General features: G+C 39.9%; 19 protein-coding genes and 3 pseudogenes. 6 read left to right on the forward strand and 16 right to left on the reverse strand.

Going from position 1 to position 25,322, the window contains the following annotated elements; translation table 11 throughout:
- Positions 1–3: 3 nt before the first annotated feature.
- From ftsA to mraZ, 12 genes and pseudogenes are all read right to left on the reverse strand, one after another.
- A pseudogene (ftsA, locus tag AC0IWE_RS13745) lies at positions 4–1,363 on the reverse strand (cell division protein FtsA).
- Between the two features lie 5 nt (positions 1,364–1,368).
- The gene (locus AC0IWE_RS13750; protein WP_471793479.1) at positions 1,369–2,604 is read right to left on the reverse strand and encodes a cell division protein FtsQ/DivIB; all 1,236 of its coding nucleotides are present in this window, start codon (positions 2,602–2,604) and stop codon (positions 1,369–1,371) included.
- Complete coding sequence (gene murC / locus AC0IWE_RS13755) at positions 2,597–3,952, reverse strand: UDP-N-acetylmuramate--L-alanine ligase (RefSeq protein ID WP_471793480.1); 1,356 nt, start codon at positions 3,950–3,952, stop codon at positions 2,597–2,599. Before murC ends, AC0IWE_RS13750 begins: the two co-directional genes overlap by 8 nt.
- Positions 3,953–4,117: 165 nt before the next feature.
- Positions 4,118–5,230, reverse strand: a complete 1,113-nt coding sequence (gene murG / locus AC0IWE_RS13760) for an undecaprenyldiphospho-muramoylpentapeptide beta-N-acetylglucosaminyltransferase (protein ID WP_055915213.1) — start codon at positions 5,228–5,230, stop codon at positions 4,118–4,120.
- Positions 5,231–5,279: 49 nt separating this feature from the next.
- Complete coding sequence (locus AC0IWE_RS13765) at positions 5,280–6,473, reverse strand: FtsW/RodA/SpoVE family cell cycle protein (RefSeq protein WP_055915216.1); 1,194 nt, start codon at positions 6,471–6,473, stop codon at positions 5,280–5,282.
- Between the two features lie 15 nt (positions 6,474–6,488).
- On the reverse strand, positions 6,489–7,877 hold the full coding sequence (gene murD / locus AC0IWE_RS13770) for a UDP-N-acetylmuramoyl-L-alanine--D-glutamate ligase (RefSeq protein WP_471793481.1): 1,389 nt from the start codon (positions 7,875–7,877) through the stop codon (positions 6,489–6,491).
- 34 nt (positions 7,878–7,911) lie between these two features.
- Positions 7,912–9,160, reverse strand: a pseudogene (mraY, locus tag AC0IWE_RS13775) (phospho-N-acetylmuramoyl-pentapeptide-transferase).
- Entirely contained in the window at positions 9,160–10,617 is a 1,458-nt protein-coding gene (locus tag AC0IWE_RS13780; RefSeq protein WP_471793482.1) for a UDP-N-acetylmuramoyl-L-alanyl-D-glutamate--2,6-diaminopimelate ligase, read from the reverse strand. Before AC0IWE_RS13780 ends, mraY begins: the two are co-directional and overlap by 1 nt.
- Positions 10,618–10,685: 68 nt before the next feature.
- Positions 10,686–12,788 (reverse strand): penicillin-binding protein, encoded by a 2,103-nt coding sequence (locus AC0IWE_RS13785; protein WP_471793483.1) that lies wholly within the window; start codon positions 12,786–12,788, stop codon positions 10,686–10,688.
- The gene (locus tag AC0IWE_RS13790; RefSeq protein WP_025144488.1) at positions 12,778–13,200 is read right to left on the reverse strand and encodes an FtsL-like putative cell division protein; all 423 of its coding nucleotides are present in this window, start codon (positions 13,198–13,200) and stop codon (positions 12,778–12,780) included. The genes AC0IWE_RS13785 and AC0IWE_RS13790 overlap by 11 nt, the downstream gene beginning before the upstream one ends.
- Entirely contained in the window at positions 13,197–14,102 is a 906-nt protein-coding gene (rsmH, locus tag AC0IWE_RS13795; RefSeq protein ID WP_055915233.1) for a 16S rRNA (cytosine(1402)-N(4))-methyltransferase RsmH, read from the reverse strand. Before rsmH ends, AC0IWE_RS13790 begins: the two co-directional genes overlap by 4 nt.
- Positions 14,092–14,559, reverse strand: a complete 468-nt coding sequence (gene mraZ / locus AC0IWE_RS13800) for a division/cell wall cluster transcriptional repressor MraZ (RefSeq protein ID WP_055915237.1) — start codon at positions 14,557–14,559, stop codon at positions 14,092–14,094. The genes rsmH and mraZ overlap by 11 nt, the downstream gene beginning before the upstream one ends.
- 437 nt (positions 14,560–14,996) lie before the next feature.
- Between mraZ and AC0IWE_RS13805 the strand changes: the two genes are divergently transcribed.
- From AC0IWE_RS13805 to AC0IWE_RS13815, 3 genes are all read left to right on the forward strand, one after another.
- On the forward strand, positions 14,997–15,173 hold the full coding sequence (locus tag AC0IWE_RS13805) for a hypothetical protein (protein ID WP_471793484.1): 177 nt from the start codon (positions 14,997–14,999) through the stop codon (positions 15,171–15,173).
- Positions 15,174–15,410: 237 nt separating this feature from the next.
- The gene (locus tag AC0IWE_RS13810) at positions 15,411–16,334 is read left to right on the forward strand and encodes a hypothetical protein (protein ID WP_471793485.1); all 924 of its coding nucleotides are present in this window, start codon (positions 15,411–15,413) and stop codon (positions 16,332–16,334) included.
- Between the two features lie 37 nt (positions 16,335–16,371).
- A complete protein-coding gene (locus tag AC0IWE_RS13815; protein WP_471793486.1) occupies positions 16,372–17,097 on the forward strand; it encodes a mechanosensitive ion channel family protein in 726 nt (241 codons plus the stop codon).
- Positions 17,098–17,252: 155 nt separating this feature from the next.
- On the opposite strand, the gene AC0IWE_RS13820 is transcribed toward AC0IWE_RS13815, so the two are convergent.
- Both AC0IWE_RS13820 and AC0IWE_RS13825 read right to left on the reverse strand, forming a co-directional pair.
- Positions 17,253–17,438 (reverse strand): 3-keto-alpha-glucoside-1,2-lyase-like domain-containing protein, encoded by a 186-nt coding sequence (locus AC0IWE_RS13820; protein WP_471794042.1) that lies wholly within the window; start codon positions 17,436–17,438, stop codon positions 17,253–17,255.
- A gap of 19 nt (positions 17,439–17,457) precedes the next feature.
- Positions 17,458–18,222, reverse strand: coding sequence for a 3-keto-disaccharide hydrolase (locus AC0IWE_RS13825; protein WP_471793487.1), 765 nt, complete (start codon positions 18,220–18,222; stop codon positions 17,458–17,460).
- A gap of 507 nt (positions 18,223–18,729) precedes the next feature.
- Between AC0IWE_RS13825 and AC0IWE_RS13830 the strand changes: the two genes are divergently transcribed.
- The 3 genes and pseudogenes from AC0IWE_RS13830 to AC0IWE_RS13840 all read left to right on the forward strand — a co-directional run bounded on the left by AC0IWE_RS13830 (position 18,730) and on the right by AC0IWE_RS13840 (position 23,480).
- Positions 18,730–20,067, forward strand: a complete 1,338-nt coding sequence (locus AC0IWE_RS13830; protein ID WP_471793488.1) for a carboxypeptidase-like regulatory domain-containing protein — start codon at positions 18,730–18,732, stop codon at positions 20,065–20,067.
- The gene (locus AC0IWE_RS13835) at positions 19,958–21,892 is read left to right on the forward strand and encodes a TonB-dependent receptor domain-containing protein (protein ID WP_471793489.1); all 1,935 of its coding nucleotides are present in this window, start codon (positions 19,958–19,960) and stop codon (positions 21,890–21,892) included. Before AC0IWE_RS13830 ends, AC0IWE_RS13835 begins: the two co-directional genes overlap by 110 nt.
- 113 nt (positions 21,893–22,005) lie before the next feature.
- Positions 22,006–23,480: pseudogene (locus AC0IWE_RS13840) on the forward strand (SusD/RagB family nutrient-binding outer membrane lipoprotein).
- Between the two features lie 70 nt (positions 23,481–23,550).
- On the opposite strand, the gene AC0IWE_RS13845 reads toward AC0IWE_RS13840, so the two are convergent.
- Positions 23,551–24,744, reverse strand: coding sequence for a phosphoglycerate kinase (locus tag AC0IWE_RS13845; protein ID WP_471793490.1), 1,194 nt, complete (start codon positions 24,742–24,744; stop codon positions 23,551–23,553).
- A gap of 4 nt (positions 24,745–24,748) precedes the next feature.
- Positions 24,749–25,186 (reverse strand): GNAT family N-acetyltransferase, encoded by a 438-nt coding sequence (locus tag AC0IWE_RS13850; protein WP_162235841.1) that lies wholly within the window; start codon positions 25,184–25,186, stop codon positions 24,749–24,751.
- Positions 25,187–25,322 lie beyond the last annotated feature (136 nt).

A 25,322-nucleotide genomic window follows, 5' to 3' on the forward strand; every position in this document is an offset into this window, starting at 1 on the left:
TAGTTAGCTTTTCAAGTAATCCTCATCACTTACATTCATATCATCCTGAATGAAAGTTCTTGTTTTTGCAAGTAATTTATCGAACAAACCTGGTCCGCGTTTTTCTTTTTCTTTAGCTGTTTTTGGTTTTTCTACAAAAACGCCTGGTTGTTTCATTTCTTCAATCAGCTCTTCAGCTTTTTCGAATTCCTTTAATCAATAAGCCAACACTGGTTGCGTACATCGGACTTTTAAGATCATCGTAAATGGTTTTAGGCATATCTTCGTATTTAGATAAATGCTCATTGGGATAACCGATACGGCAATCTAAACCGGTTACATATTCTACCGCCTGAGATAAGTGTTTCAATAAAGCACCACCACCGGTAATTACAATACCACCGATCAGTTTTTTCTCATAGCCCGATGATTTGATTTCGTAATACACATGCTCAATAATTTCTTCCATACGGGCCTGGATTACATAGGCAAGGTTTTTAACTGAAATCTCTTTCGGTTCGCGGCCACGAAGACCTGGAACGCAAATGATTTCGTTTTCTTTATTCTCCTCAGCAAGTGCAGAACCGAAACGCGTTTTCAATAACTCTGCCTGGTTGCGCATCACTGAACAACCTTCTCTGATATCTTCGGTAACACTGTTGCCACCAAAAGGAATTACTGCTGTATGTCGGATAATGCCTTCGTGGAAAATGGCAATATCTGTAGTACCACCACCAATATCAACCAATGCAATACCAGCTTCTTTTTCTTCCTCGCTCAACACCGATTCGGAAGAAGCCAATGGCTCAAGTATTAAATCCTGAGTTTGTAAACCTGCATTGTTTACACATTTGATGATATTTTTTACTGCGGTAACCTGACCGGAGATGATATGAAAGTTGGCTTCAAGGCGTACTCCTGCCATACCAATCGGATCTTTGATTCCCGGCTCGTTATCGATGGTAAATTCCTGTGGCAATACATGGATGATTTCCTCACCCGGCGGCATTACCAGTTTAAACATATCATCAATCAACTTATCGATATCTTTTTTACCGATTTCGTTGTTTAATTCTCTTCTTGTTAAAATTCCTCTGTGCTGTAAGCTTTTGATGTGCTGACCAGCAATACCCACATTTACCACCTGTATTTCTACATTGGATTGTCCGCTTGCTACTTCAACTGCTTGAGCAATACCCTGCACGGTTTTTTGAATGTTAGAAACCACTCCACGTGTTACCCCCGCTGATTCTGCCTTGCCTATTCCTAAGATTTCTATCTTGCCGTGTTGTGTTCTACGACCAACGATAACACAAATTTTTGTAGTACCGATATCCAATCCTACTACAATGGGCGACTGACTGGTAAATTTTGCCTTGTCCATATTCGTTAATTTTGCTGAGTTTTATACTGTTTTTCCAAGGCTTTGATCTCTTTCTCTCTTGCTTCCTTCTCTTTTTTCAATTGAGCCTGGGATTTTGCCGGCTTTGGCTGTGTTGCTACCGTTTGCTTCGGTTTTTCTTTTTTATCCGCAGGCTTTGTTTCCTTTGGTTTGGTTGCTGGTGTTGTTACAGGTTTTTTTATTTCTGTTTTAACTGCTACAGTTTTTTTAGGCGCTACCTTTTTAGGTTCGGCTTTTTTTGGTTCTACTTTTTTGACTTCTACTTTTTTTGGTGCAGCCTTTGGAGCCTCAACCTTTTTTGGTTCTTCTTTTACAGCCGGATCTGCTTCGGGCCTGTCGTCCATAGCAGCAACTATTGTGCTATTGATTAATGAATCGGCAACACTTCGCTGTATCCTCAAACTATCAGCGGCAGAAAATGTTTTTGCTTTTTTTGCTAAAGCTGAAGAATCTCTTTTTTCGCAGACAATCTGGTTGGTGTATTTAATATTTATGGTTTTATAAGTATCCCAACCTACCTGCGGCATTGCTTTTTTATAAAACAGCAACAGGTTTTTCATTTTCTTTTCGAGCGAATCGGCATTACCCAAAACAATACGTTGGTTACCCACTCTTGGAATGAGTTCTATATCGCTTTTCTGATCTACCACAATCTGTTCTATCTGTGCATCCCAAAGGGTATCTTTTTTAATGTATTGTGCCGTTTTATATAAATCCCTTGCAAGCTGAGTGTGTAGAGTATCTACTCTACTGCCAAAAACTTCGGCAATGTTTCCTGTTGCTACGAGCACATTCGCAGTGAAATTTGATGAAATGGGCATTTTTAATCCATCATTATCAATGTAAAAATCCTGTCCGTTATCATTTAGGATACGCAGAATGGGCTGCCTTTGCTTTACTTCAATGTGCAGTACGCCATCCATATCGACATAAACTTTTGCGAAACCGATATAAGGGTTTGACTGAAGTTTCTTCTCAATTTTATGAATATTGATATTTTCGAGATTCCGGCCTAAAAGTATCCCTTGATCTTCTTTTAAAATGGCATCTATTTCTTCGCGCTCTATAAAGTTATCGGCACCGGGAATTAAGATTTTAACATCAGTGCATTTAACGGTCTGCTTTTTAACGTTGATGAAACTTAAAAGCACCACCACTCCTGCCAGGCTGATCAGCCAGGCAAAGCCGGTAAAAATTGCGCTCCAGTTTATCCGTTTAAGCATTATTCAATATATTTTTAAGTGGCTCAATAATCGTATCGATATCTCCGGCACCAACAGTTAAAATTAATTCAGGTTTTGTATCCTTAACATGCTGAACCACAAATTCTTTTCCACATATTTTTTTATCCGAAAGGGTAATCTTATCCAATAAAAACTGCGAATTAATACCTTCCAGCGGCAATTCCCTGGCAGGATAAATCTCCAAAAGCATCAGTTCATCAGCTGTGCTTAAAACTTTTGCAAATTGATCGGCAAAATCCCTAGTCCGCGTAAAGAGGTGCGGCTGAAAAATGACGGTCAGTTTCTTATCAGGATATAAAGTTCTAACCGCGTTGAAACAGGCCTTTAATTCTTCAGGGTGATGTGCATAATCATCAATATAAATCTGATTACCATTGTTAACAACGTACTCAAATCGGCGTTTAACACCCTTAAAATTTGCTATAGCCTGCTTTATTTTATCAGCATCTATCCCCAGCTGCAAAGCAATGGCTATGGCAACTGTTGTGTTTTCTACATTGTGCTTACCAGGCAGCATTAAACTGATATCGTTTATCTGATGCGAGCCATCAGCATAATCAAATACAAATTTAGATCCTTCCACTCTCAGGTTCTCAGACCTTGCTGTAGCCGTTGAACTTGCCGCGTAACTTATACTGTTTTCAAGTGGCAACCCTTCGTGGGCATATAGCGTACCTTCTGCCTTCAGTTGACCTGCAAATAACCTGAACGATTCTTCGAGATGGCTTTTATCACCATAAATATCCAAATGATCGGCATCCATTGAGGTTACCACAGCTACATCGGGATGAAGTGTCAGGAATGATCGGTCGTACTCATCGGCTTCCACTACTACCACATTATTATCTCCAAAAAGCACATTGCTGTTGTAGTTACTGGTGATGCCTCCAAGAAAAGCTGTGCAATCGTAGCCGGTATCCTTTAAAATATGGGCAACGATTGATGAGGTTGTTGTTTTGCCATGTGTACCCGCAATGGCAACACAGAACATCCCTTTACTGATGATGCCCAGCACTTCTGAGCGTTTTTTAAGTGAGAAGGATTTATCTATAAAATGATTTAAAATTTTTGACTCTTTCGGAATGGCCGGCGTGTAAACAATCAGTGTTTCTTCGTGATTATCCAAAAATGCAGCTGGCAGTGAAGCGGTTTCATCAAGATAGGTAATTATAATACCCTCACCTTCTAAAGTCTCAGTTAGCTTAGTCCTGGTTTTATCGTAACCACACACCACCTGACCTCGTTTAGCAAAATAACGGGCAATAGCACTCATGCCGATACCACCGATACCTACAAAGAAAACCCTATTTATTTTACTTAATTCCATTTTTTTTAAGCTAAAAGTAGAAAGACCAAAGCCTAAAGCTGCCTTTCTACCGTTTTAAGCTGAAAGTTGAAAGACTAAAGCTTAAAGCTTCCTTTCTATACTCCAGTTATGTTATTTATTTTTATTCTCTATTTATTTTTGCGTTCAGGCTTTGGTCTTTTTACTTTAGTCTTTCCGCTTTATTAATTTCAACACTTCGCCGGCAATAATCTCGTCTGCTTTTGGAAGTGCCATTTTTCCTATATTTTCAACAAGCTTTGCGCTTTGTTCTTTATTATTTAATAATGATAACGCTTCTTTAACAAGCGTATCTTCTGCAGAACGGTCGTTAATTAAGATCGCAGCTCCATTTTTAACTAAGGCCATCGCGTTTTTGGTTTGATGGTCTTCTGCCACATTTGGAGAAGGAACCAGAATTACCGGCTTTTTAATCAAGCAAAGCTCTGCTATTGTTCCTGCCCCTGCCCTGCTGATAATTACATCTGCAGCGGCATAAGCCAGGTCCATTTTATTTAAAAACTCAAGTATCCTCACATTGGGATGGTATTCCAGGCCCAATCTTTCAATTATTCCCTTATAGTAATATTTACCCGTCTGCCAGATGACCTGTACATCCTGCGCTAAAATTTCGGGCAGGTGTTTTTCTATTGCCTTGTTCAGTGTGCCTGCGCCCAAACTTCCTCCTGTAACCATAATGGTCTTTTTTAACGGATCGAGCTTTAAAAGTTCTGCGCCCTGGTAGTGTTTACCTTTAATATCAATTACTTCCTGACGGACTGGATTTCCTGTTTTTAAAATCCGATCGGCTGGAAAAAACTGATCCATATGATCAAAAGCCACACATATTTTAGAAGCTTTTCTACCCAGCCATTTATTGGTAACCCCTGCGTAAGAATTCTGTTCCTGAATGAGGTATGGAATTCCTTTTAGGGAGGCAGCATACAATAATGGCCCTGACGCATAACCACCTACTCCCACAACTGCATCTGGTTTAAAGTCACTGATGATCTGCATGGCCCTGCGCACACTCCCTATCACCTTGAATGGTAGCGCTAGGTTTTTAACAATTGAACCACGCTGCATTCCACTGATATTCAAACCTATTATTTTATATCCGGCCGCCGGAACTTTTTCCATCTCCATACGGCCTGTAGCCCCCACAAACAAAATTTCACAGGCCGGCACCAAGCGCTTAAGCGCATTGGCTATGGCTACGGCGGGAAAAATGTGCCCGCCGGTGCCACCACCTGATATGATAATTTTTGGGGAATTATTCATTTTAATCCTTTTATGTCTTCCACCCACTTTTAAGAAGGCTGAATTTTGTTTACGCTATTGCTGGAATTTCTCCAACTATAACTTTATTTTTTACTTTTTCTTTTTCTTCTTTTATTGATGCGCTTGCATTCTCTTCAACATCGCGGCTTACGCTTAAAATAATACCGAAGGCAACGCTGGTAAAAATCATTGATGTACCACCCATGCTTACCAATGGAAGCGGAACCCCTGTTACAGGGCCCAAACCAACTGCTACGGCCATATTGGCAAAAGCCTGTATCGTTAAACTAAAACTTAGTCCGGCAGCCAATAGCGCGCCGAAGGCCTTGGGCGCCCGGGTTACGATCTTTATACATCGGTATAAAAGCACCAGGTAAAGCACCATAATTACAATTCCTCCCAGGGTTCCCCATTCTTCAATAATAATGGCGAAAATAAAATCGGAATAAGGGTGTGGCAGGAAGTTGCGCTGCGTACTATTACCTGGTCCTTTACCAAAAACACCACCAGTGGCCAAGGCAATTTTTGCCTGGTCGGCCTGGAAAGTTTTATCTGAATGCTGCATCTCCGGATGCATAAAGGTATTGATACGTGACATGTAAGTTTTTCTCCGCGGTCCCAAAAAGAACACGAACAGCAACAGGACGAATCCACCTGCACAAACAATGGCAATCTGTTTGATACTGATCCTACCTATGATCAACAGCAATATACTTACACCAAAAAGCATTAAAGCTGTAGATAGGTTGGCGAGTGCAATTAAAACAAACACCACGCAAACCGAACCCATAATCGGTATAAATGACTCTTTAACATTTTTAATGTTTTCCTGCTTTTTAGTGAGCATACGTGCTAAAAAGGTAATCAATGCCAGTTTTGCCAAATCGGAAGTTTGGAAAGTAAGTCCGATCACCGGTATTTTTACCCACCTGGAAGCATCGTTCAAATTGGTACCGAATATTAGCGTGTAAAACAACAGCGGAATAGTTACAATCATCAGCACTTTGGAAATTCCGGCGTAATATCGGTAATCAAGTAAGTGGGCGATATAAATCATCCCGATACCCATCAGCACAAAAATCAAATGCTTGGTGAGCAAAAGTTTTTCTACCGCTTCACCTTTTTTATATGCCAAGGTACCTGTCGCACTGTACACTGCCATTACCGATATAAGCGAAAGCAGGATGATGATCAACCAGATCCATCTATCGCCTTTTGTTTTATTAAGTAGTGCTTGGAACATATATTCAGCCTCCTTTTATAATTCTCTAACTGCCGCCTTAAACTGATTGCCGCGGTCCTCGTAATTTTTAAACAGATCGAAACTTGCACATGCAGGAGAAAGCAGTACCGCATCTCCACGCTTGGCCAGATGGAAAGCAATCTGCGCGGCCTCATCTGCTGAAAAAGTGTTTACAATTACCTCAACATCATCTTCGAATGCATCATGGATGCGCTTATTGTCTTTACCTAAACAAACAATGGCTTTCACCTTACTTTTTACAAGGTCTTTAAGCATATTATAATCGTTCCCTTTATCTACACCGCCCATGATGAGTACCACATCGCTTGTCATGCTCTCCAAAGCATACCATGTGGAGTTTACGTTTGTAGCCTTGCTGTCGTTTATGAAATCAATGCCTGAAATTTTGGCCACGTGCTCTAACCTATGCTCAATATTTTTGAAATTGCCCATGCTTTCGCGAATGGTCTCATTTCTCAACTCTAAAACTTTAGCTACAATGCCTGACGCCATAGAATTGTAAATGTTGTGCTTGCCTTGTAGGGCTAAATCTGAAATCGTCATGGTTAGTGGGTTATTAGGTTCTGTAAGGATATGGATAGTAGTTTCTTCTAAATACGCGCCCAGTTCAACTTTATTTACAATTGAAAAAGGATAGGTTTTGGCTGATGGCCTGGCAATTGTTATGGCCTTTAGGCTCTCTTCGTCATCTGCACAGTAAATAAAAATATCTTCTGCGGTCTGGTTTTGAACAATGCGCATTTTTGATGCCGCATAATTCTCCAGCTTGTATTCGTACCGGTCTAAATGATCGGGTGTAATGTTTAATAAAACAGCGATATCGGCCTTAAATTCAAACATGTCATCAAGCATAAAGCTCGAAATCTCAAGTACATAATATTCATAATATTCTGTAGCCACCTGAGCAGCAAAACTTTGTCCGATGTTACCGGCCAAGCCTACGTTTAAACCTGCATTTTTAAGAATGTGATAGGTTAATAAGCTGGTGGTGGATTTACCGTTTGAACCTGTAATGCAGATGGTTTTAGCAGCAGTATATCTTTTGGCAAATTCTATTTCGGATACAACAGGAATTCCTTTTGCAACCAGTTTTTTAATAATTGGTGCTGTAGGTGGAATGCCAGGACTTTTGATCACTTCATCAGCATTTAAAATCAGTGCTTCGGTATGCTGCTCGGATTCGAATGTGATAACAAGTTTTTCTAAAGCCGCTTTATATTTATCGGCAATGATTCCGAAATCGGATACAAAAACATCAAAACCTTTGGCCTGAGCCAGTTTTGCTGCACCAACCCCACTTTCGCCGGCACCCAAAATAACCACACGGCGCTGCCCGGTCATCGCTGACTTAGTATTGCTTGATGTGATATTATTTGTGCTCATTATTTTTAATTTATTTTTTAAATTGTTTTTTCGGCTATCTTAATTTCAATGTTACAATGGTCATAATTGCAAGCATAATCCCGATAATCCAGAACCTTGTTACAATTTTGGCTTCATGGTATCCTTTTTTCTGGTAATGGTGGTGTAATGGTGACATTAGAAAAATCCTTCGCCCTTCGCCAAACTTCTTTTTGGTATACTTAAAATACGATACCTGCATAATTACCGAAACGAGTTCTACCAGAAATATTCCGCATAAAATCGGGATTATCAATTCTTTGCGGATCATGATGGCAAATGAAGCAATGATTCCTCCAATGGCCAAACTTCCGGTATCCCCCATAAAAATCTGTGCAGGATATGAATTGTACCAGAGGAAACCAACACAAGACCCTACAAAGGCACCTGCAAAAATCATCAAGCTCTGCGGAGTTGGGTATGTACATGATGTTAAGGTAATCGGCCATAATGGTATTACCAGATACATAAGCCAAAATACCAAGCGTAATCCCGATCACCGCAGATGTACCTGTAGCCAAACCATCTATACCATCGGTGATATTTGCACCGTTTGACACGGCGGTTATAATAAATACCGTTACGATAAGAAAGATGAAAAAGGCATATTTTTGATAATCACCACCCAAAAACTTAAGCACCTTTGCATAATCGAACTCATTGTTCTTATAAAAAGGCATGTTGGTTTTGGTTGATTTTACATCCTGCGTATAATAAAAGGTTTCACCCTTCTGGCGTAACACCATCGGTGCGGATGAAGTATTTTTTACATCATCCTGCACGGTTTCTCTTACCACAATATTTGGGTGAAAATACATCGTACAGCCAACGATCAGGCCCAAACCTACCTGACCAACCACTTTAAAACGGCCTGCTAAACCTTCTTTGTTCTTTTTGAAAACTTTAATGTAATCATCCAGGAAACCAACAGCACCCATCCATACTGTGGTGATGATCATTAAAATCACATATATATTGGAAATATTGGCAAATAGTAATGTTGGAATAAGGATACCCAGCAAAATAATAATACCACCCATTGTAGGTGTGCCTTGCTTTTGCATCTGCCCCTCTAAACCTAAATTTCTTACAATTTCACCAACTTGTTTTTTATGCAGATAATCAATCAATCTACGGCCGTAAACAGTGGTAATTACCAATGATAAAATAATGGAGATAGATGCGCGGAAGGTGATGTACTGAAACAACCTTAAACCAGGTATATCGTAATGCTTATGCAGGTATTCGAATAATAAATATAACATTAGCTGATTGGTTTTAATTGTTCAAGTAAAATTTCCTTATCATCGAAATGGTTCCTTACCCCATTAATTTCCTGGTATTTTTCGTGCCCTTTGCCGGCAATTAAAATAATGTCACCTGGTTTTGCCAAATGGCAGGCCGTTTTTATTGCTTCTTTTCTATCTAAAATGGAGAGGGTTTTGCGTTTGTTCGTTGGTGAAACGCCTTCTTCCATTTCATTAATAATCGTTTGCGGATCTTCGGTACGTGGATTATCAGAGGTAAGAATTACTTTATCGCTCCAATCGCAAGCCACCTGAGCCATTATCGGGCGTTTGGTTTTATCCCTGTCTCCGCCACAACCAATTACCGTAATTACCTGTTCAGTGCCTTTTCGGATGTTGGCAATAGTGCTCAAAACATTCTGAACAGCGTCAGGAGTATGCGCATAATCTACAATACCGATAATTTTAACTGCTGAGGTGATATAATCAAATCTTCCTTCGGCACCTGACAAACGGCTTAACAATGTCAATACCTTTAGCTTATCCTGTTCCAGTAAAACTGCTGTTCCATAAACTGCCAAAAGGTTATAGGCGTTAAAAGAACCCACCAGTTTGAAGTAAACGTCTTCGTTATCAATATCCAAATGCAATCCGCTGAACTGGTTTTCGATAATTTTCGCTTTAAAATCTGCCAGTTGTTTAAGTGCATAGGTTTTTTTGTACGCTTTTGTGTTCTGCAACATCACCATACCGTTTTTATCATCGAGATTGGTGAGTGCGAAGGCAGATTTAGGCAAACCATCAAAAAAAGCCTTTTTAGCTTTTAAATAGGCATCAAAGGTTTTATGGAAATCCAAATGATCATGCGTCAGATTCGAAAATACGCCACCTGCAAAACTCAGCCCTTCAATTCTGTGTTGAGAAACCGCATGCGAACTTACTTCCATAAAACAATAATCGCAGCCTGCATCAACCATTTCTCTTAAAAGCTGGTTTAAGGCAATTGGATTTGGTGTAGTATGTGTAGCGGCAACAACAGTATCGTTGATGTAATTTTCTACCGTTGATAAAAGGCCTGTTTTATAACCTAAATCTTTAAACAGTTTGAAAAGGATTGTTGCAATAGTTGTTTTGCCATTTGTTCCGGTTATACCGATCAGCTTTAAATCAGCAGATGGATTTCCAAAATAATTTCCGGCCATGATACCCAAAGCCACCGCAGTATTTTCTACTTTAATATAGGTAATTGTAAAATCATGAACCTCTGGTAAATTTTCGCAAACAATCACTGACGCGCCCTGTGCAATAGTCTGTTCGATGAACAGGTGCCCATCGGCTGCAGTGCCTACTACCGCAAAGAAAACATCATCCTTAGCTACTTTACGCGAATCGAAATTAAGCGCATTGATTTCCCTATCGGTTTTTCCAACCAATTCTTTAATCGTTATGCCGTAAAGTAAATCCTGTAATTGCATTTTTTATTCTTTTATTAGCTGGCAATAGTTATCCAGTATTAAACCTTTAAACTTTTCTACCTTCTACCTTAATTCAACTCTATTTGTACGCCCAAACCTTTACCCACCTTTGTTCCGGCAATTATGGATTGACTGATTACTTTCCCAGAACCCAGAACTTTGGTTTTTAATCCTGCATTGCCCAAAAGGTATAATGCATCTTTAAGGCCCATGCCGGCAACGTTTGGCATTACTCCTTTACGCTCGTTGTTCTCCTGAAAAATTGTACCTGCACTGGTATCTATAATATTGTAGTACTCGGATTTCGAAGCAAAAAGCGGTTTAAAACCAAATGCCTTATACACTTTCTGAGTAGCTTTACTTTGCCCCGCCTTTGTAGGCGGATTACCTGTATTGCCTACCAAACGGGTTGGCATATCGTTATACATCTGCATATCGCTTGCATAAATACGGTCGGCAATTTCTCTAAAAACCGGACCGGACACCGTAGCACCATAATAAGCCCCTTTTGGATCGTTGATTACCACGATCAAAGAATATTTAGGCTTATTTGCAGGAAAATAGCCCACAAAAGATGCCTGATATTGTTTATTGGCTTTATATCCTTTATTTGCATCAGCTACCTGCGCAGTTCCTGTTTTACCAGCAATTGGATATAAGGGATTGTAAACCACCTGCTTTCCACTTCCTTCAGTTACCACCCCTTCAAGCATTTTTTTGATTTTGCTTAAAGTAACATCTGAACAGATTTTATCATTGATTACCCTGGCTTTAAACTGTTCAATTGGGTTCCCCAGTCTTCTGATCTCTTTTACAAAAATTGGCGCTACCATTTTTCCATTATTTGCAACCGCGTTGTACATGGTCAGCATCTTTAATGGTGTTAACTGCATTTCATAACCATAAGCCATTTGTGGCAGGGTCATGTTTTTATTCCAGCTTCTGTTGGTTTTAGGATTTTTTACCACCGGCATTGCCTCTCCAGGAATCTGTAAATCCATTTTCTGGTTCAAATGCCAATCATATAGGTGATCGGTAAATTTTATCGGATCGTTGCCATAATGCATATTGATCAGCTTTGCAATTGCAGCATTTGAAGAAGTTTCAAAGGCTTTTTTCGCCGTAACGGTTTCAATTTTCGGGTGAGAATCTGTAATCAGCTTTCCAGGGATCTGGTAGTAACCCGTTCCGATCATCGTATTGGTATCGATAAGCTTATCTTCTAAAAGTGCCATGTAAGAGGCAAGTTTAAAAGTTGATCCAGGATCCTGGTTACCGGCAATAGCATAATTAAACTTCTCTTTATATACGCCTTCTTCTACTTTAGAGAAATTGGCTACCGCACGGATCTCTCCGGTTGCCACTTCCATCAATATTACCGTGCCATGATCGGCCTGTGATTTGATCAGCTGTTTTTCCAATGCACTCTGTGCCAGATCCTGCATGTTCACATCAATGGTCGAAATAATATCTGCCCCATCTTTTGGTGCCACCTCGGCCTCTTCGTTCACCGGAATATAAACACCCCCGGCAATACGCTGCATTAATCTCTTTCCGGTTTCACCGTTAATGTATTCTTTATACGCCCCTTCTAAACCTACACCGTTTTTAACATTTTCGTTTTTGTAACCGATGGTACGGGCGGCCAAAGCCTGAAAAGGAAGAATCCGTTTGTTCTGTTGAACCGCGATTAAACCACCACTGAACTTACCGATGTTATATAAAGGAAAAGTCCTGATGGTTTTAAGATCAGCATAGCCCACTTTACGGTGGATCAATAAATAACGGGCACTATCCTGACGGCCTTTACGCAGATAACGGGCATATTCTTTAGCTGTTTTATCTTGGAATAGCTGCGAAAGTTTAAAACCCAGCGAATCTACTTTTTCGTTGAATACTTTATCATCAGCAATACCACCAGCGAACATATCCATACGGAGTTCATATTCCGGTATGGAAGTAGCGAGCAAACTGCCGTCGTTGGAATAAATATTCCCACGGGTGGCCTCTACGTTAACATAGCGTGTAGAAAGGCTATCGGCCATTGCCTTCCATTTTTTTCCTTGTACAAACTGCACCTGACCGAGGCGTAAAAACACCGCGAAAGCAAAAAGCACAATTAAGCCAAATGCCAGATATACACGAAGCAAGATGTTTGCTCTAATATTCATCGCTTTTAACAATTATTTTTTTTGGTGGTTCAATCAGTTCTTTTATTCCAAGGGTATCTACCTTTTTGGCAACCTCTGTCAATTTGCTTTTAAACATCAGGTCGGCCTTTAGCGATTTATACTCCCATCTTAATTCTTTTACTTCTTTATTTAATTTATCAATACGGCGAACATTGTTTACCGCAAAGTGGCTGTTGGCTATATAAACCATGCCTAATAGGGCCAAAAAACACAAATAAGGCAAAGCATCAGTTGCCGCCTCCTTACTTACCAATCCATCATTAAAAAGCTTGCTGATAAAGGAATTACTGTCCATTTTTTCTTCAGCAGTTTTTGGCCTTTTGGGCGCCGCCTTTAGCTCCGGTTCAGGCCCTATCTCCTCTTCTTCTATCTCTTCCCTGAACCTGTTCATATCTTTTCGGCAATTCTTAGTTTCGCACTGCGTGCCCTGTTGTTTTGGGCAATTTCCTCATCAGTGGCAATAATCGCTTTGCGTGTAATTACATTAAAGGGCTTTTGTTGATTTCCGAAGAAGTCTTTTTCTACCTCGCCCTGAAATTTGCCTTTTGCCATAAAGTTTTTTACCGGTCTATCTTCCAATGAGTGGTAAGACATCACCACCAAATGACCTCCGGGCTTTAAAACATCGGCAGCCTGCAATAAAAAATCTTCAAGCACCTGAATTTCAGCATTCACTTCTATACGCAAGGCCTGAAAAACCTGTGCTAAATATTTATTTTCTTTTCCTTTTGGGATGTAACCTGCAATAGCAGTTTTTAAACTATTGATATCGGTAAATGGCTGCTCCAAACGTGCGGTAACAATGGCACGCGCTAAAGACTTTGCATTTTTTACCTCGCCATAAATTCCAAAAATTTTATGTAGCTTATCTTCCGTATAGGTATTTAGAATTTCGGCAGCGGTTAAATTGCGGTGCTGATCCATACGCATATCCAGATCGGCATTATGGCGGATGGAAAAACCACGCTGTGGCACATCAAACTGATGCGAGGAAACACCAAGATCGGCAAGAATTCCATCAACTTGCTTGAAACCTTTTAAACGAAGATTATTTTTAAGAAAACCAAAGTTCTGATCGATAAAAATGAAACGTTCATCAGCAGGGATATTTGCCTGCGCATCAGGATCCTGATCAAAGGCAATTAACCGCCCTTTCGGACCTAAATGTTTCAAAATCTCTCTGGAGTGCCCGCCACCACCAAAAGTAACATCAACATACACACCTTCAGGATCGATATTTAAACCATCGATACAAGGCTGCAACATTACCGGCACATGGTAATTATTCTCCATCTGCGCCTCCCTTCTTATCGCCCATTACTTTTTGGGCCAGGTTTGCAAAATTTGCAGGTACATCATCAAAAATATCTTCGTAAGATTTTTTGTCCCATACTTCTATACGGTCTAGCTGACAAGCCAAAACAAGATCACTTCCGATGCCTGCGTATTCTACCAATGATTTCGGCAAAAGCACACGACCGGCAGCATCAAGGGAAAGCTCGGTTGCCCCGCGGGTAAATGCCCTTACAAATGCACGGTTTTCCTGATCGTAGATATTAAGTTTGGCAAGATCGGCCACAACCGCATCCCAAACATTTTTAGGATAGATAACCAGGTTTTTCTCAAAACCACGGTTAATAATGAGCCCATCATTCTCAGCATTAGGCAATTGTTTCTTAAGCGCAGCAGGTACCATAAGGCGGCCCTTTGCGTCAAGTTTACAATCGAATTCTCCTAAAAGTTGGGTCATAGTGGTATCTACACTTTTTATCTAGTGTAAAAGTAAATAGTTCTACCACTTTTTACCACTTTTTACCACAAAAAAGTTTTCCACATCCTTTTTGTTACATTTAGGGTGAGGTAAGATAGATAGAATATCCCATTCAGCATACATAAAAACACATTAATCACTGATAATTAACGGATTAAAAATATTTGGGATTAAAGTGTCAGGCTGTCCCATTTTTCTTCGAAATTCTGTATTTTAACTAAAAATTGCTGATTTACAGTGATTAATCGGTGGGAAATCTGCCCAGTTTTTATTCAGAAAACTGGTTGGAAATTAAAAATGAAGCAACGGAAGAATTGTCCTTTAAGAAATCGAATTCAATTGGAATTCATCATTTATATTGTCTTTTTTGTTAGCCACTATTGCTGCTTTTAGTTTTTAATACACAGAATTGCCTTATGCTGAATAATGTCAACAATCCAAACGAAGCATATAGTGTGATGAATGTAAAAACGGAGGAAGAAACTTTCATTAATCTCTATACCGGGATTGCGGGTGGTAAAAGAATCCGCACCAGTTCTTTTGTTCATGTGGTTACCGATCATAAGGATAAAAGTGAAAGCACTGGATTTTAATTATTGGTAAATTTTATTACTTTAGGTTAATCCCATAAAATATGTCAAGAATTTTCATCTTCCTTGTTTCGCTATTTTGCATCCTATCTTTTACTTCTTCCGCACAACAGGACAGCGCTCGAACAAAGCCTGACAGTTCAGCCATAAAAAGACTGGATAATGATTTGGATAGGGTGAGATCAATTATCTGCAGAACGCCTTTCAGATTCGCTAAAAAGGTCCGAACTTGAAAGACGCGTGAATACTTTGGGTGCTTCTGAAAAATCTGAGCGGGCGGCATTGCTTTCGGAACTTTCTTTATTAAAGAAAAAGGATTCGGTACACCGTTCACGCCAGCAACATCAAATAGATTCGCTCCGGGCTATTATTAAAGGTGTTCCGGTTGTTTTTCATTCAGATACGCTTTATTACGTTTATGCCAAACTTGGAAGTTTCAGTGCTCTCGACCGCGCGCGGGCTGTTGTGGAAAGGCTGGAACGTATTGGAGATGCCCCGGAGTTTTCGATGGATTCGCTCAGATTAAGTTCTGCCGAACAATCTACCGATTTACTTTATGGCCGCAACCTCTTATTATCCATTACCGAGCAGGATGCGTTATGGGCAAGAACCGATCTTACCATTTACGCGAACGGGATTAGAAAAAAAGTATCATCAGCAGTACAACAATATAGAAAAGACAATAGCTGGCGGGTTATTCTTGAAGAAATTTTACTCACCATATTGGTTATTGTTGTGGTGATTACACTCATTTACCTGATTAACAAACTCTTTAAAAAGCTGTCAAAAAAAATTCTTTCCATAGAAAGATTTTCAGGGAAAGGGATTAGGATTAAAAATTACGAGCTATTGGATGCTGCGCATCAGCAACATGTTATTACATTGATTTTAAAGATTGTCCGGTTTGCTGTCATCCTGATTGTCATTTATTTAGCTTTTCCTGTTTTGTTCGGTATTTTTCCCTTCACCCGCGATCTTTCCGTGAATCTACTGGGTTACATTCTCAGTCCGCTAAAGAAAATCGGAATTTCCGTATGGAATTATATCCCCGATCTGATGACGATACTGGTGCTGTTGGTGGTTTTTCGCTATGTGATCCGTTTTGTACACTTTATCAAAGTAGAAATTGAGCGTGGAAAACTAACTTATTCCAGGCTTTTATAAGGATTGGGCAAATCCGACCTACCAGATCATCAGGGTGTTGATTTTAGCTTTCATGCTTATTGTTATTTTCCCGTATTTGCCAGGCTCTGATTCAGGTGTTTTCAAAGGTGTATCAGTATTTATGGGCGTACTTTTTACTTTTGGATCGGCAGGTGCACTGGGGAATGTGGTTGCAGGGCTTGTACTTACTTATATGCGGGCATTCAAAATTGGCGATCGTGTAAAAATTGGTGATGTTACGGGTGATATTACTGAAAAAACATTATTGGTGACGCGTGTTCGGACCATTCAGAACGAAATCGTATCAATACCGAACTCCACCGTAATGAGTAACCATACCGTAAATTTTAGCATAGAAGCTGCCGACAAGGGACTTATTGTAAATACTACAGTTACCATTGGTTATGACGTTCCCTGGAGACAGGTACATCAACTGCTAATAGATGCGGCGCTTGCCACTCCGCTTATTGAAGCTGAACCGTTGCCTTATGTACTCCAAACCAGCCTTGACGATTATTATGTTAGCTACCGTTTAAATGCCTATACAAAATCACCAAATAAACAGGCGGTAATTTATTCAGGGCTTCATGCCAATATTCAGGATAAATTTAATGAGGCCGGGGTGGAAATCATGTCGCCACATTATAAAGCACTCAGAGACGGAAATGCAACAACGATACCGCAGGATTATTTGCCTAACAATTATCAGGCTCCGCCTTTTCGTACTGAAACCAAGAAAGGTAAAGACGATAAGACCGAATGAGTTGATGGATAGTTTTTAATGTATGAAAGGGATATTCATCACATCAAAATCTCCCTTTATAGTCGAGCCTGCAGATGTGTTGTTTAATATCTGCAACACTTCCACCAGGCTCGAAATAACAAATTAAGTTCTTCTTCGCTAATCAATACAACTAATTATTGTGCAGGCGTAATTACGATTTTACGGTATTCAATCGGGGTATGATCTCCCTGAAGATAAATAGGCCCGGCTTCTGCTTCATTGCTATCCAGCGCACCTCCAGTAATACCTGGGATTTCCTGATTACTGATGATTGTTTTGCCATTGGCAACTACGGTTACCAGGCGGCCAACAAGGGTAATATCGTAACTTTGCCATTGATCAGGGACCGAGCGTGGCCATTTCGTTAGGGGCTAGAAATCCATAAACACCGCCGAACAATACGTTATTGGGATGGGCATCCTTCTTACTGTCTTCAATTTGTACCTCATACCGCCCCCTTAAATAGATGCCACTGTTTCCCCCCTCAGTATACTTGAATTCGACATGAAGTTTAAAATCATTGTATTTCTGCTCTGTGATGAGATTTGATCCTGCATTTGGACTGGTTAAAACACCATTTTTTACCACCCATTGGTTTGGTCCATGGGTTTTCCAACCCGATAGGTCTTTACCATTAAATAAGGTGATTGCTTTGCCCCATGCAGGCGGAGTCGTTCTTTTCAGGTACGGTGCTTTTACGCCTTTCCAGTTGTATTGTTTACCATTGCAATCGAGCATAATGCCTTCTATACCGTTATTGGTCAATGATCCATTGATGACAAGATTTGAGTTACCTCCCTCCCATTGTGGTGGGATTTCGAATTTAAACTTTCCATCCATAAATTTCACTTCAGCTACCGGGCGCGCACTTCCTGCTGTTGATACGAAATAACCTACCAATGTTTTCACACCGGAAAGTTTAACTTCTAACCAGGCCGGAGCCGGTTTTCCGTTGATGTCAACAGTAATGTCCCAACGGCCAATCAGTTCTTTGGGTGCTGCAGGCAGATGAACGCGATCTGCTTTTATTGCAGCAAAGGTTTTTGCAGGGATGCCTGCAACGAGCAGACAACCTAACGCAGCTAAAAATATTTTTTTTCTCATAGGTGTAATTAATTTAAGCTATTCACAGTTATCCAAAAAACCTTAAAAGTTCAGACTGAAGATAATGTTGAGTAAGGTAAAACTTATTTTTTGAAGTTTAATATCGTTTTCCTGTTAAACAAACCTAAAATTCCTTAACCGAAAAGCTCCTTAACTATTATTAATTCAAGCATACATATCAAATCATGATTGGGAAGTATGCCTGAACATTAAAAATATTAATGAATTGATTTTATTGTATCAATATTTTTACTAAATTACCCCGACAAAATTAAATATCGTCTAATCAGCCTAAAAACAAATAACCACAAACAAAAATCATAAAACACTTAGCAATACAGATTAAAATATTTTTTTTTAAATAGACATTCAAATACTATATCTGAGCATGTCTAAAACGTTTTATCTCTTATTCAACAGTGCGGAAGATTATTTTGTAGCGGGTTAAATGCGTGATCGACAATTTAATGGAGAAAACATTAAACTAAACTAAACCAACAAATTTGTATGAAAATGAGGAACCTTTATTCCGCCATTAATGCGCTAGAAATTAAAATTCCTAGCGCAACAAGAGGCCTGCGGAACCTAGCACTCGTTGCTGTAGCTGGCCTTGGCTTACAAAATGTAGCCCAAGGTGCAGGCACTGTAAAAAGTAAAACCATCATTACAATTCCATTCAAAATGGTAAACATTTCAAATGGTGTTAACCACAGTTTCGCTAAAACGATCAGCGGATTAGTAGTTGATGATAGTGGGCTTCCCCTCCCGGGTGCAACTGTAGTGGCTAAGGGAACTAGTGCCAAAACACTTACTGGAAATGACGGTAAGTTTGTGCTGAACATTCCTGATGAGGCCACGATTTTGGTGGTTTCGTATGTTGGCATGGATTGGCAGGAGGTAAACATTAGTAATTTAACCACAGTAACAGTTAAGTTAAAATCTTCGGGTAATGCTAATTTAACTGAAGTAGTGGTAACTGCTTTAGGGGTAAAACGTGAAAAAAGAGCACTTACATTTGCTGCCTCAGCAACTCTACGGCCAGAATTAACCAAGGCTGGCAGCCCCAATTTCATGGAAGCTTTAAGCGGCAAGGCTGCTGGTGTAGATGTGGGGATCAGTAACTCGGGGGTTGGGGGATCAACAAAAACAGTATTAAGGGGTTCAAAATCAATTACAGGAAACAGCGAGGCACTTTTTGTAATTGATGGAGTACCGGTTGTTAATAATAAAGGCGGGCAGCCGGGATCATATGGCGGTACCGACGGTGGTGATGGTCTTTCTGCGCTAAACCAAGATGATTTTGAATCGGTTACCATCTTAAGGGGTGCAAATGGAGCTATTTTATATGGCAGCCAGGGTGCAAATGGAGTAATTTTAATCAACACGAAAAAAGGTCAGAACGGCAAAATCGCTATAGCGTTAAATTCAACCCTGAATTTTAGCCAGGCCGCAACATTGCCTGAATTTCAGTTTGACTATGGCGCAATAGCAGGTAGTGATTACAGCTGGTCTAAAACAAAAGGGGATTACCAGCGCAACTATATTGATGATTTTTTTCAGACTGGTGTGAACACGATCAATTCAATATCGGTTTCTGGAGGAAATGAGCGAACAACTACCTATTTTTCCTATGGAAACAATAACGCCTCAGGGATTGTGCCAACCAGCACTTACAATAAACATAATGTGACCTTAAGTCAGGAAACAAAATTATTTGATGATAAACTTACACTCAGTGGCAACGTACGGTTCTCTTACGAAAATTCCAAAAACCGACCTGGCGCAGGTTTATTACAACAACCCATTAACAGGATTATACTTATTTGCCAGGGAAAGAAATTTTGATGATTACAAAACCAATTATCAAATTTTTGATGCTACCCGGAACCTGTTTAAACAAAACTGGTATTCCAGTGAAGAAAAACAAAACAATCCTTATTGGGAATTAAACAACGACCCAAAACTATCTACCAGCAAAAGGGTAATTGCTACTGCAAAAGCCTCTTACGCATTTTTGCCGCATTTTAAATTTGATGTTCGTGGAAACATTGACTATAACGACAGACTATTGGATTATCGATATGCTGCAGGTGGCAATTCAGTAAGCGTAAGTTCTAACGGCACCTGGAATTACGCCAAGTATAATGATCAGGCTTTGTATGGCGATGCCCTTTTGAGTTACGACAACACTTTTGGCAAATTCAGTTTGAATGGTGTAGCAGGAGGAAGTATCCAGGACTACACATTTAATGATGGGATGATTTTTGCCAACGGGACAACGCCATTACAGTACCCAAATTTTTTCAGTTTTGCAAACCTGCCTTATAACCTGGTTATAAACCAAACTTATAGCAGAGTTCAAAAACAAGGCTTATTTGCTAACGCATCTGTTGGCTTTAAAGATATGATTTATGTAGATTTATCAGGTCGTAACGATTATGCATCTACACTGGCAACGACCGGAAACGATTCTTATTTCTATTATTCGGCCGGACTATCTGCTATCATCAGCCAGATGTTAAGCTTGCCTAAAGAAATCAGTTTCTTGAAATTAAGGGCATCTACATCGCAAGTTGGAAACGAGGTACCTTATAATATTGTAAACCCCGGCAATACTATTGGTGGCGCAGGTGGACCGAATGGCATAGGTGGAATTACCAGAAATACTCAAACACCTTTTGCCACACTGGTACCGGAAAAAATAACCAGTAACGAAATTGGGCTGGAAGGACGTTTTCTAAACGATAGATTAAGTTTCGATTTTACTTATTATAAAAACACAAGTACCAATCAATTTTTATCCCTTCCAGCTCCTTCGGGTTCTGGTTATACCTTTTATTATGTAAATGCCGGAAAGGTTACCAACCAAGGGTTTGAATTAACATTAGGTGGAGATCCCATAAAAAATGAAAATTTTAAGTGGAATACATCTCTTAACTTATCGCAAAACAAGAATAAAATTATAGAGTTGATTGCCGATAATCCGAATTATCAGGTAGGGAGCGACAGCGAGGGATTTAATTCAATTATTAAAGCTGGTGGTTCTTTCAATGATTTATATATTTTCAAATTTGCACGAAACGCATCAGGTCAGATTATCCTGGATGAATCAGGTAAACCAACCAAAGCTGCAACGCAGGAATATGTTGGAAATGTAAATCCAAACCTCATAACGGGCTGGAATAACACATTTACCTATAAAAACTTTAGCTTAAGTGCTTTAGTGTCAGCTAAATTTGGTGGCGTTGCTTTCTCTAAAACAGAGGCATTTCTTGATTCGTATGGTGTAAGTAAAAGAAGTGGCGACGCGAGAGATGCAGGAAGTATCCCAATCAATGCAATCAAAGGCACTACTGCTCAAACATCAATAGACCCGACATTATACTATTCTACAATAGGTGACAGGAACGGGATTATGGAGCCTTATGTATTCTCAAGAACCAATGTTCGTTTAGCGCAGGTATCACTCGCATATACTGTGCCCGTTAAAGGCTCGGCTATTAAATCGGCATCTGTTTCTTTGATCGGCCGTAACCTGTTCTTCTTTTACAAAAAGTCACCTTTCGATCCGGAGCAAGCAATGAGTACGAGTAACAGCATGCAAGCCAACGACGTTTTTGCGGTACCTGGAACACGTTCTTATGGTTTAAATCTAAAGTTAAACTTCTAATATCTTAAATAATGAAAAAATTATGTTTAATGGTGCTTGCTTTGATATTATTCAATTCTTGCACTAAGAATTTCGAAGAGATAAATACAAATCCGAATCAAATATCCGACAAAATGTTGGAGCAGGATTTCAACCTGGTAGGATCTTCATTCTCAGGGATGTTATTTAACCTTATGGGGCACCAGATTGAGGAAGACCTGTGCTACGATAACTGGATGGGATATATGGGTACACCAACGCCATTTGTGGCAAATGTTAACAATACAACCTATTACCTGCGCTGGATTGATGCCTACTGGAACCGTATATATGGAAGTGTAATGTCTCCTTCAAAACAGGTAATAGAACTTTCGGTGGAAAAGAAATTACCACTTTTTGGAGATTGGGCAAAACTTGTGAGGATATTGGCAATATCTAAATTAACAGCCATTTATGGCCCTGTTATTTATTCGAACTATGGCACCTCGGGTTTAGGTTCTATTAAATATGACAAAGAATCTGATTTATACAACAGCATGTTTACCCAGTTAGATCAGATTGAAGCAAACCTTAAGGCCAACACATCGTATTTAGGTTTTACCAAATTCGATCCAAGCTACAAAGGCAGTATCCCTTCCTGGCTAAAATTACTCAATTCAGTACGCCTGCGTTTGGCCATGCGTATCGTTAAGATCAACCCTACGGTTGCAAAAACACAGGAGAAAAAGCCCTGGCCGATCCTGTTGGATTGATTACGGCAAATGCTGATAATTTTCTGATTTCTTTAAATGGGGAGGTAATGCCTGTTTCGATGATCAGTTTTGATTGGAATGATACCCGCATGGGTGCAACCATGGAATCGTTTATGGTAGGATTAAAAGATGGGCGCATTGCAAAATATTTTGCAGAAGTAAACGACGCTACTTTAGCTGCTGATCACCCTACCTATAAATATAAAGGTATTCGCGGAGGTGCATACATCAATGCCAAAGATGACCGGGTTCCATATTCAACCGTTAGCACAGATTTTAAATCAGCTCAAAACAGAAGGGGATTCACCGCATCGGAGGTTGCCTTTTTAAAAGCGGAGGCAGCTTTAAGAGGATGGGCAGGTGCTGGCGATGCCAAAACAAATTATGAAAATGGGGTACGCCTTTCGTTTGCCGATTGGGGAGCAGCAGGTGTAGATGCCTATCTGGTTGATGCGACAAGTAAACCGATCAACTACGTTGACCCAAAGGATAGCAGGAATAATTTCACACCACTATCCACCATTACTGTAGCCTGGAATGATGGTGACACCAATGAGCTGAAACTTGAAAAAATCATCACCCAGAAGTATCTGGCCACATTTACCAATACTTTAGAGGCATGGGTAGATTTTAGAAGAACAGGCTATCCTAAAATCCCACATGTTGCCAAAAATGACAGCAGCCCTGATTGGGGTGTGATCACCCCTGATCAATGGATTAAAAGACTTGTATTTGTACCTGCGGAAAGAACGGGTAACACTGCTGCAGTTGCAGAAGCAGCTACCTTTTTAAATTCGGGCAAAGACGACATTGCCTCACGATTATGGTGGGATACAAGCAGCTCAAGTAATTTTTAAACCTTAAATACGTAATAAAAAAGGCCTTGCAGGTTAATCTGCAGGGCCTTTTCAATTTGAAATTTATTTTCTATCCGTTAATGGCTTTTACGCCTGGCAACTCTTTACCTTCCATATATTCAAGTAAAGCACCACCGCCTGTAGACACATAGCTTACCTCGTCTTCCATGCCGAACTTTGCAATGGCCGCGGCAGAATCACCACCACCAATTAATGAGAACGCACCATTGTTTTTAGTAGCGGCTACCACTGCTTCAGCAACTGCCTTGGTGCCTACCTGAAAACTTTCCATTTCAAAAACACCCATCGGGCCGTTCCATAATAATGTTTTTGAGTTTTTGATCACATCCTGGAACAGTTCAACTGATTTTGGACCGATATCCAATCCCATCCAATCTGCAGGGATCTGGCCTGAGGTTACATCTTTTTTATCAGCATCGTTTGCAAATTTATCTGCAATTACGGTATCAACTGGCAAAATGAGGTTAACGCCTTTTGCTTTTGCTTTTTCAATCAGTTCTAAAGAAAGTTCCTGCTTATCAGCTTCTAATAATGAAGTACCTATTTCGCCGCCCTGTGCTTTGGCAAAGGTATATGCCATACCGCCACCGATAATCAGGTTGTCTACCTTATCCAATAATTTCTCAATCAAAAGAATTTTATCCGATACTTTGGCACCACCCATAATCGCTGTGAAGGGTCTTTCTGCATGGTTCAGTATCTTTTCTGCATTTTCCACTTCTGAGGCCATTAGGTAACCGAAGTATTTGGCATCAGGAAAGAACTGAGCGATAATTGAGGTAGAAGCATGTGCACGGTGCGCAGTGCCAAAGGCATCGTTTACATAAACATCGCCTAATTTTGATAATTTCTCTGCAAATGCAACATCGCCTTTTTCTTCTTCTTTATAAAAACGAAGATTTTCCAATAATAAAACTTCACCTGCTTTTAAATCTGCGGCTTGTTTTACTGCACTTTCACCGATACAATCATCAGCAAATTTAACATCAACACCAACAAGTGAGGATAAATCAGCCAAAATGTGTTTTAAAGAATATTTATCAGTTGGTCCATCTTTCGGGCGGCCTAAGTGCGACATTAAAATCACTGCACCACCATCTTTTAAAATTTTAGATATGGTAGGTAATGCCGCCCTGATCCTTTTATCATCTGTAATTTTAAATTCATCATCCAAAGGCACGTTGAAATCTACCCTGATTAATGCTTTTTTATCTTTAAAGTCAAACTGGTCAATAGTATTCATGTTATTATTTTTGATTTAAGTTTAATTTCATTTCATAGTGGAACCCGATTCCTGGGATATCGAATTCTGGTGATTCGGTGGTAAAGCCGATTTTTTTATAAAAGGCTGCAGCTGTTGATCGGGCATTGCACCATAAGTAGTCGGTATTGTACTCTTTCAGGTATTCGATGGCAAAGGTTACCAATGCTGCTCCGTACCCTTTTCCTCCTGCATCGGGATGTGTTGCCATTCCCCTAAGCTGATAGCCTTCTCCTTCTTCAGGAAAAAAATCGTTGCGCATAAAGGTGGCTATCGATTTTATTTCTCCATCTTTTAAAAAGCCAAGATGAAAGGTATCATAGGCAGTATCTCCTTCAAAAACACATTCCTTAAAGGGTTTGCCATTGCGCAAAACCAGGCTTCTTAAAGGGAGTACTTCTTCCGGAAGAATAAATTTGACCATATTTTTAGTATCAATTGGCAAATGTATCAATGTAAGATACTGCAATAGCATGCACTGCAAACGTTTGCAAAGTTAATAAAGCAATTGAAACCCGATAATAATATTGCTCAAAAAGTGCTAACATTTTGGAGATAAA

This window comes from Pedobacter sp. AC402 (genome assembly GCF_979252805.1).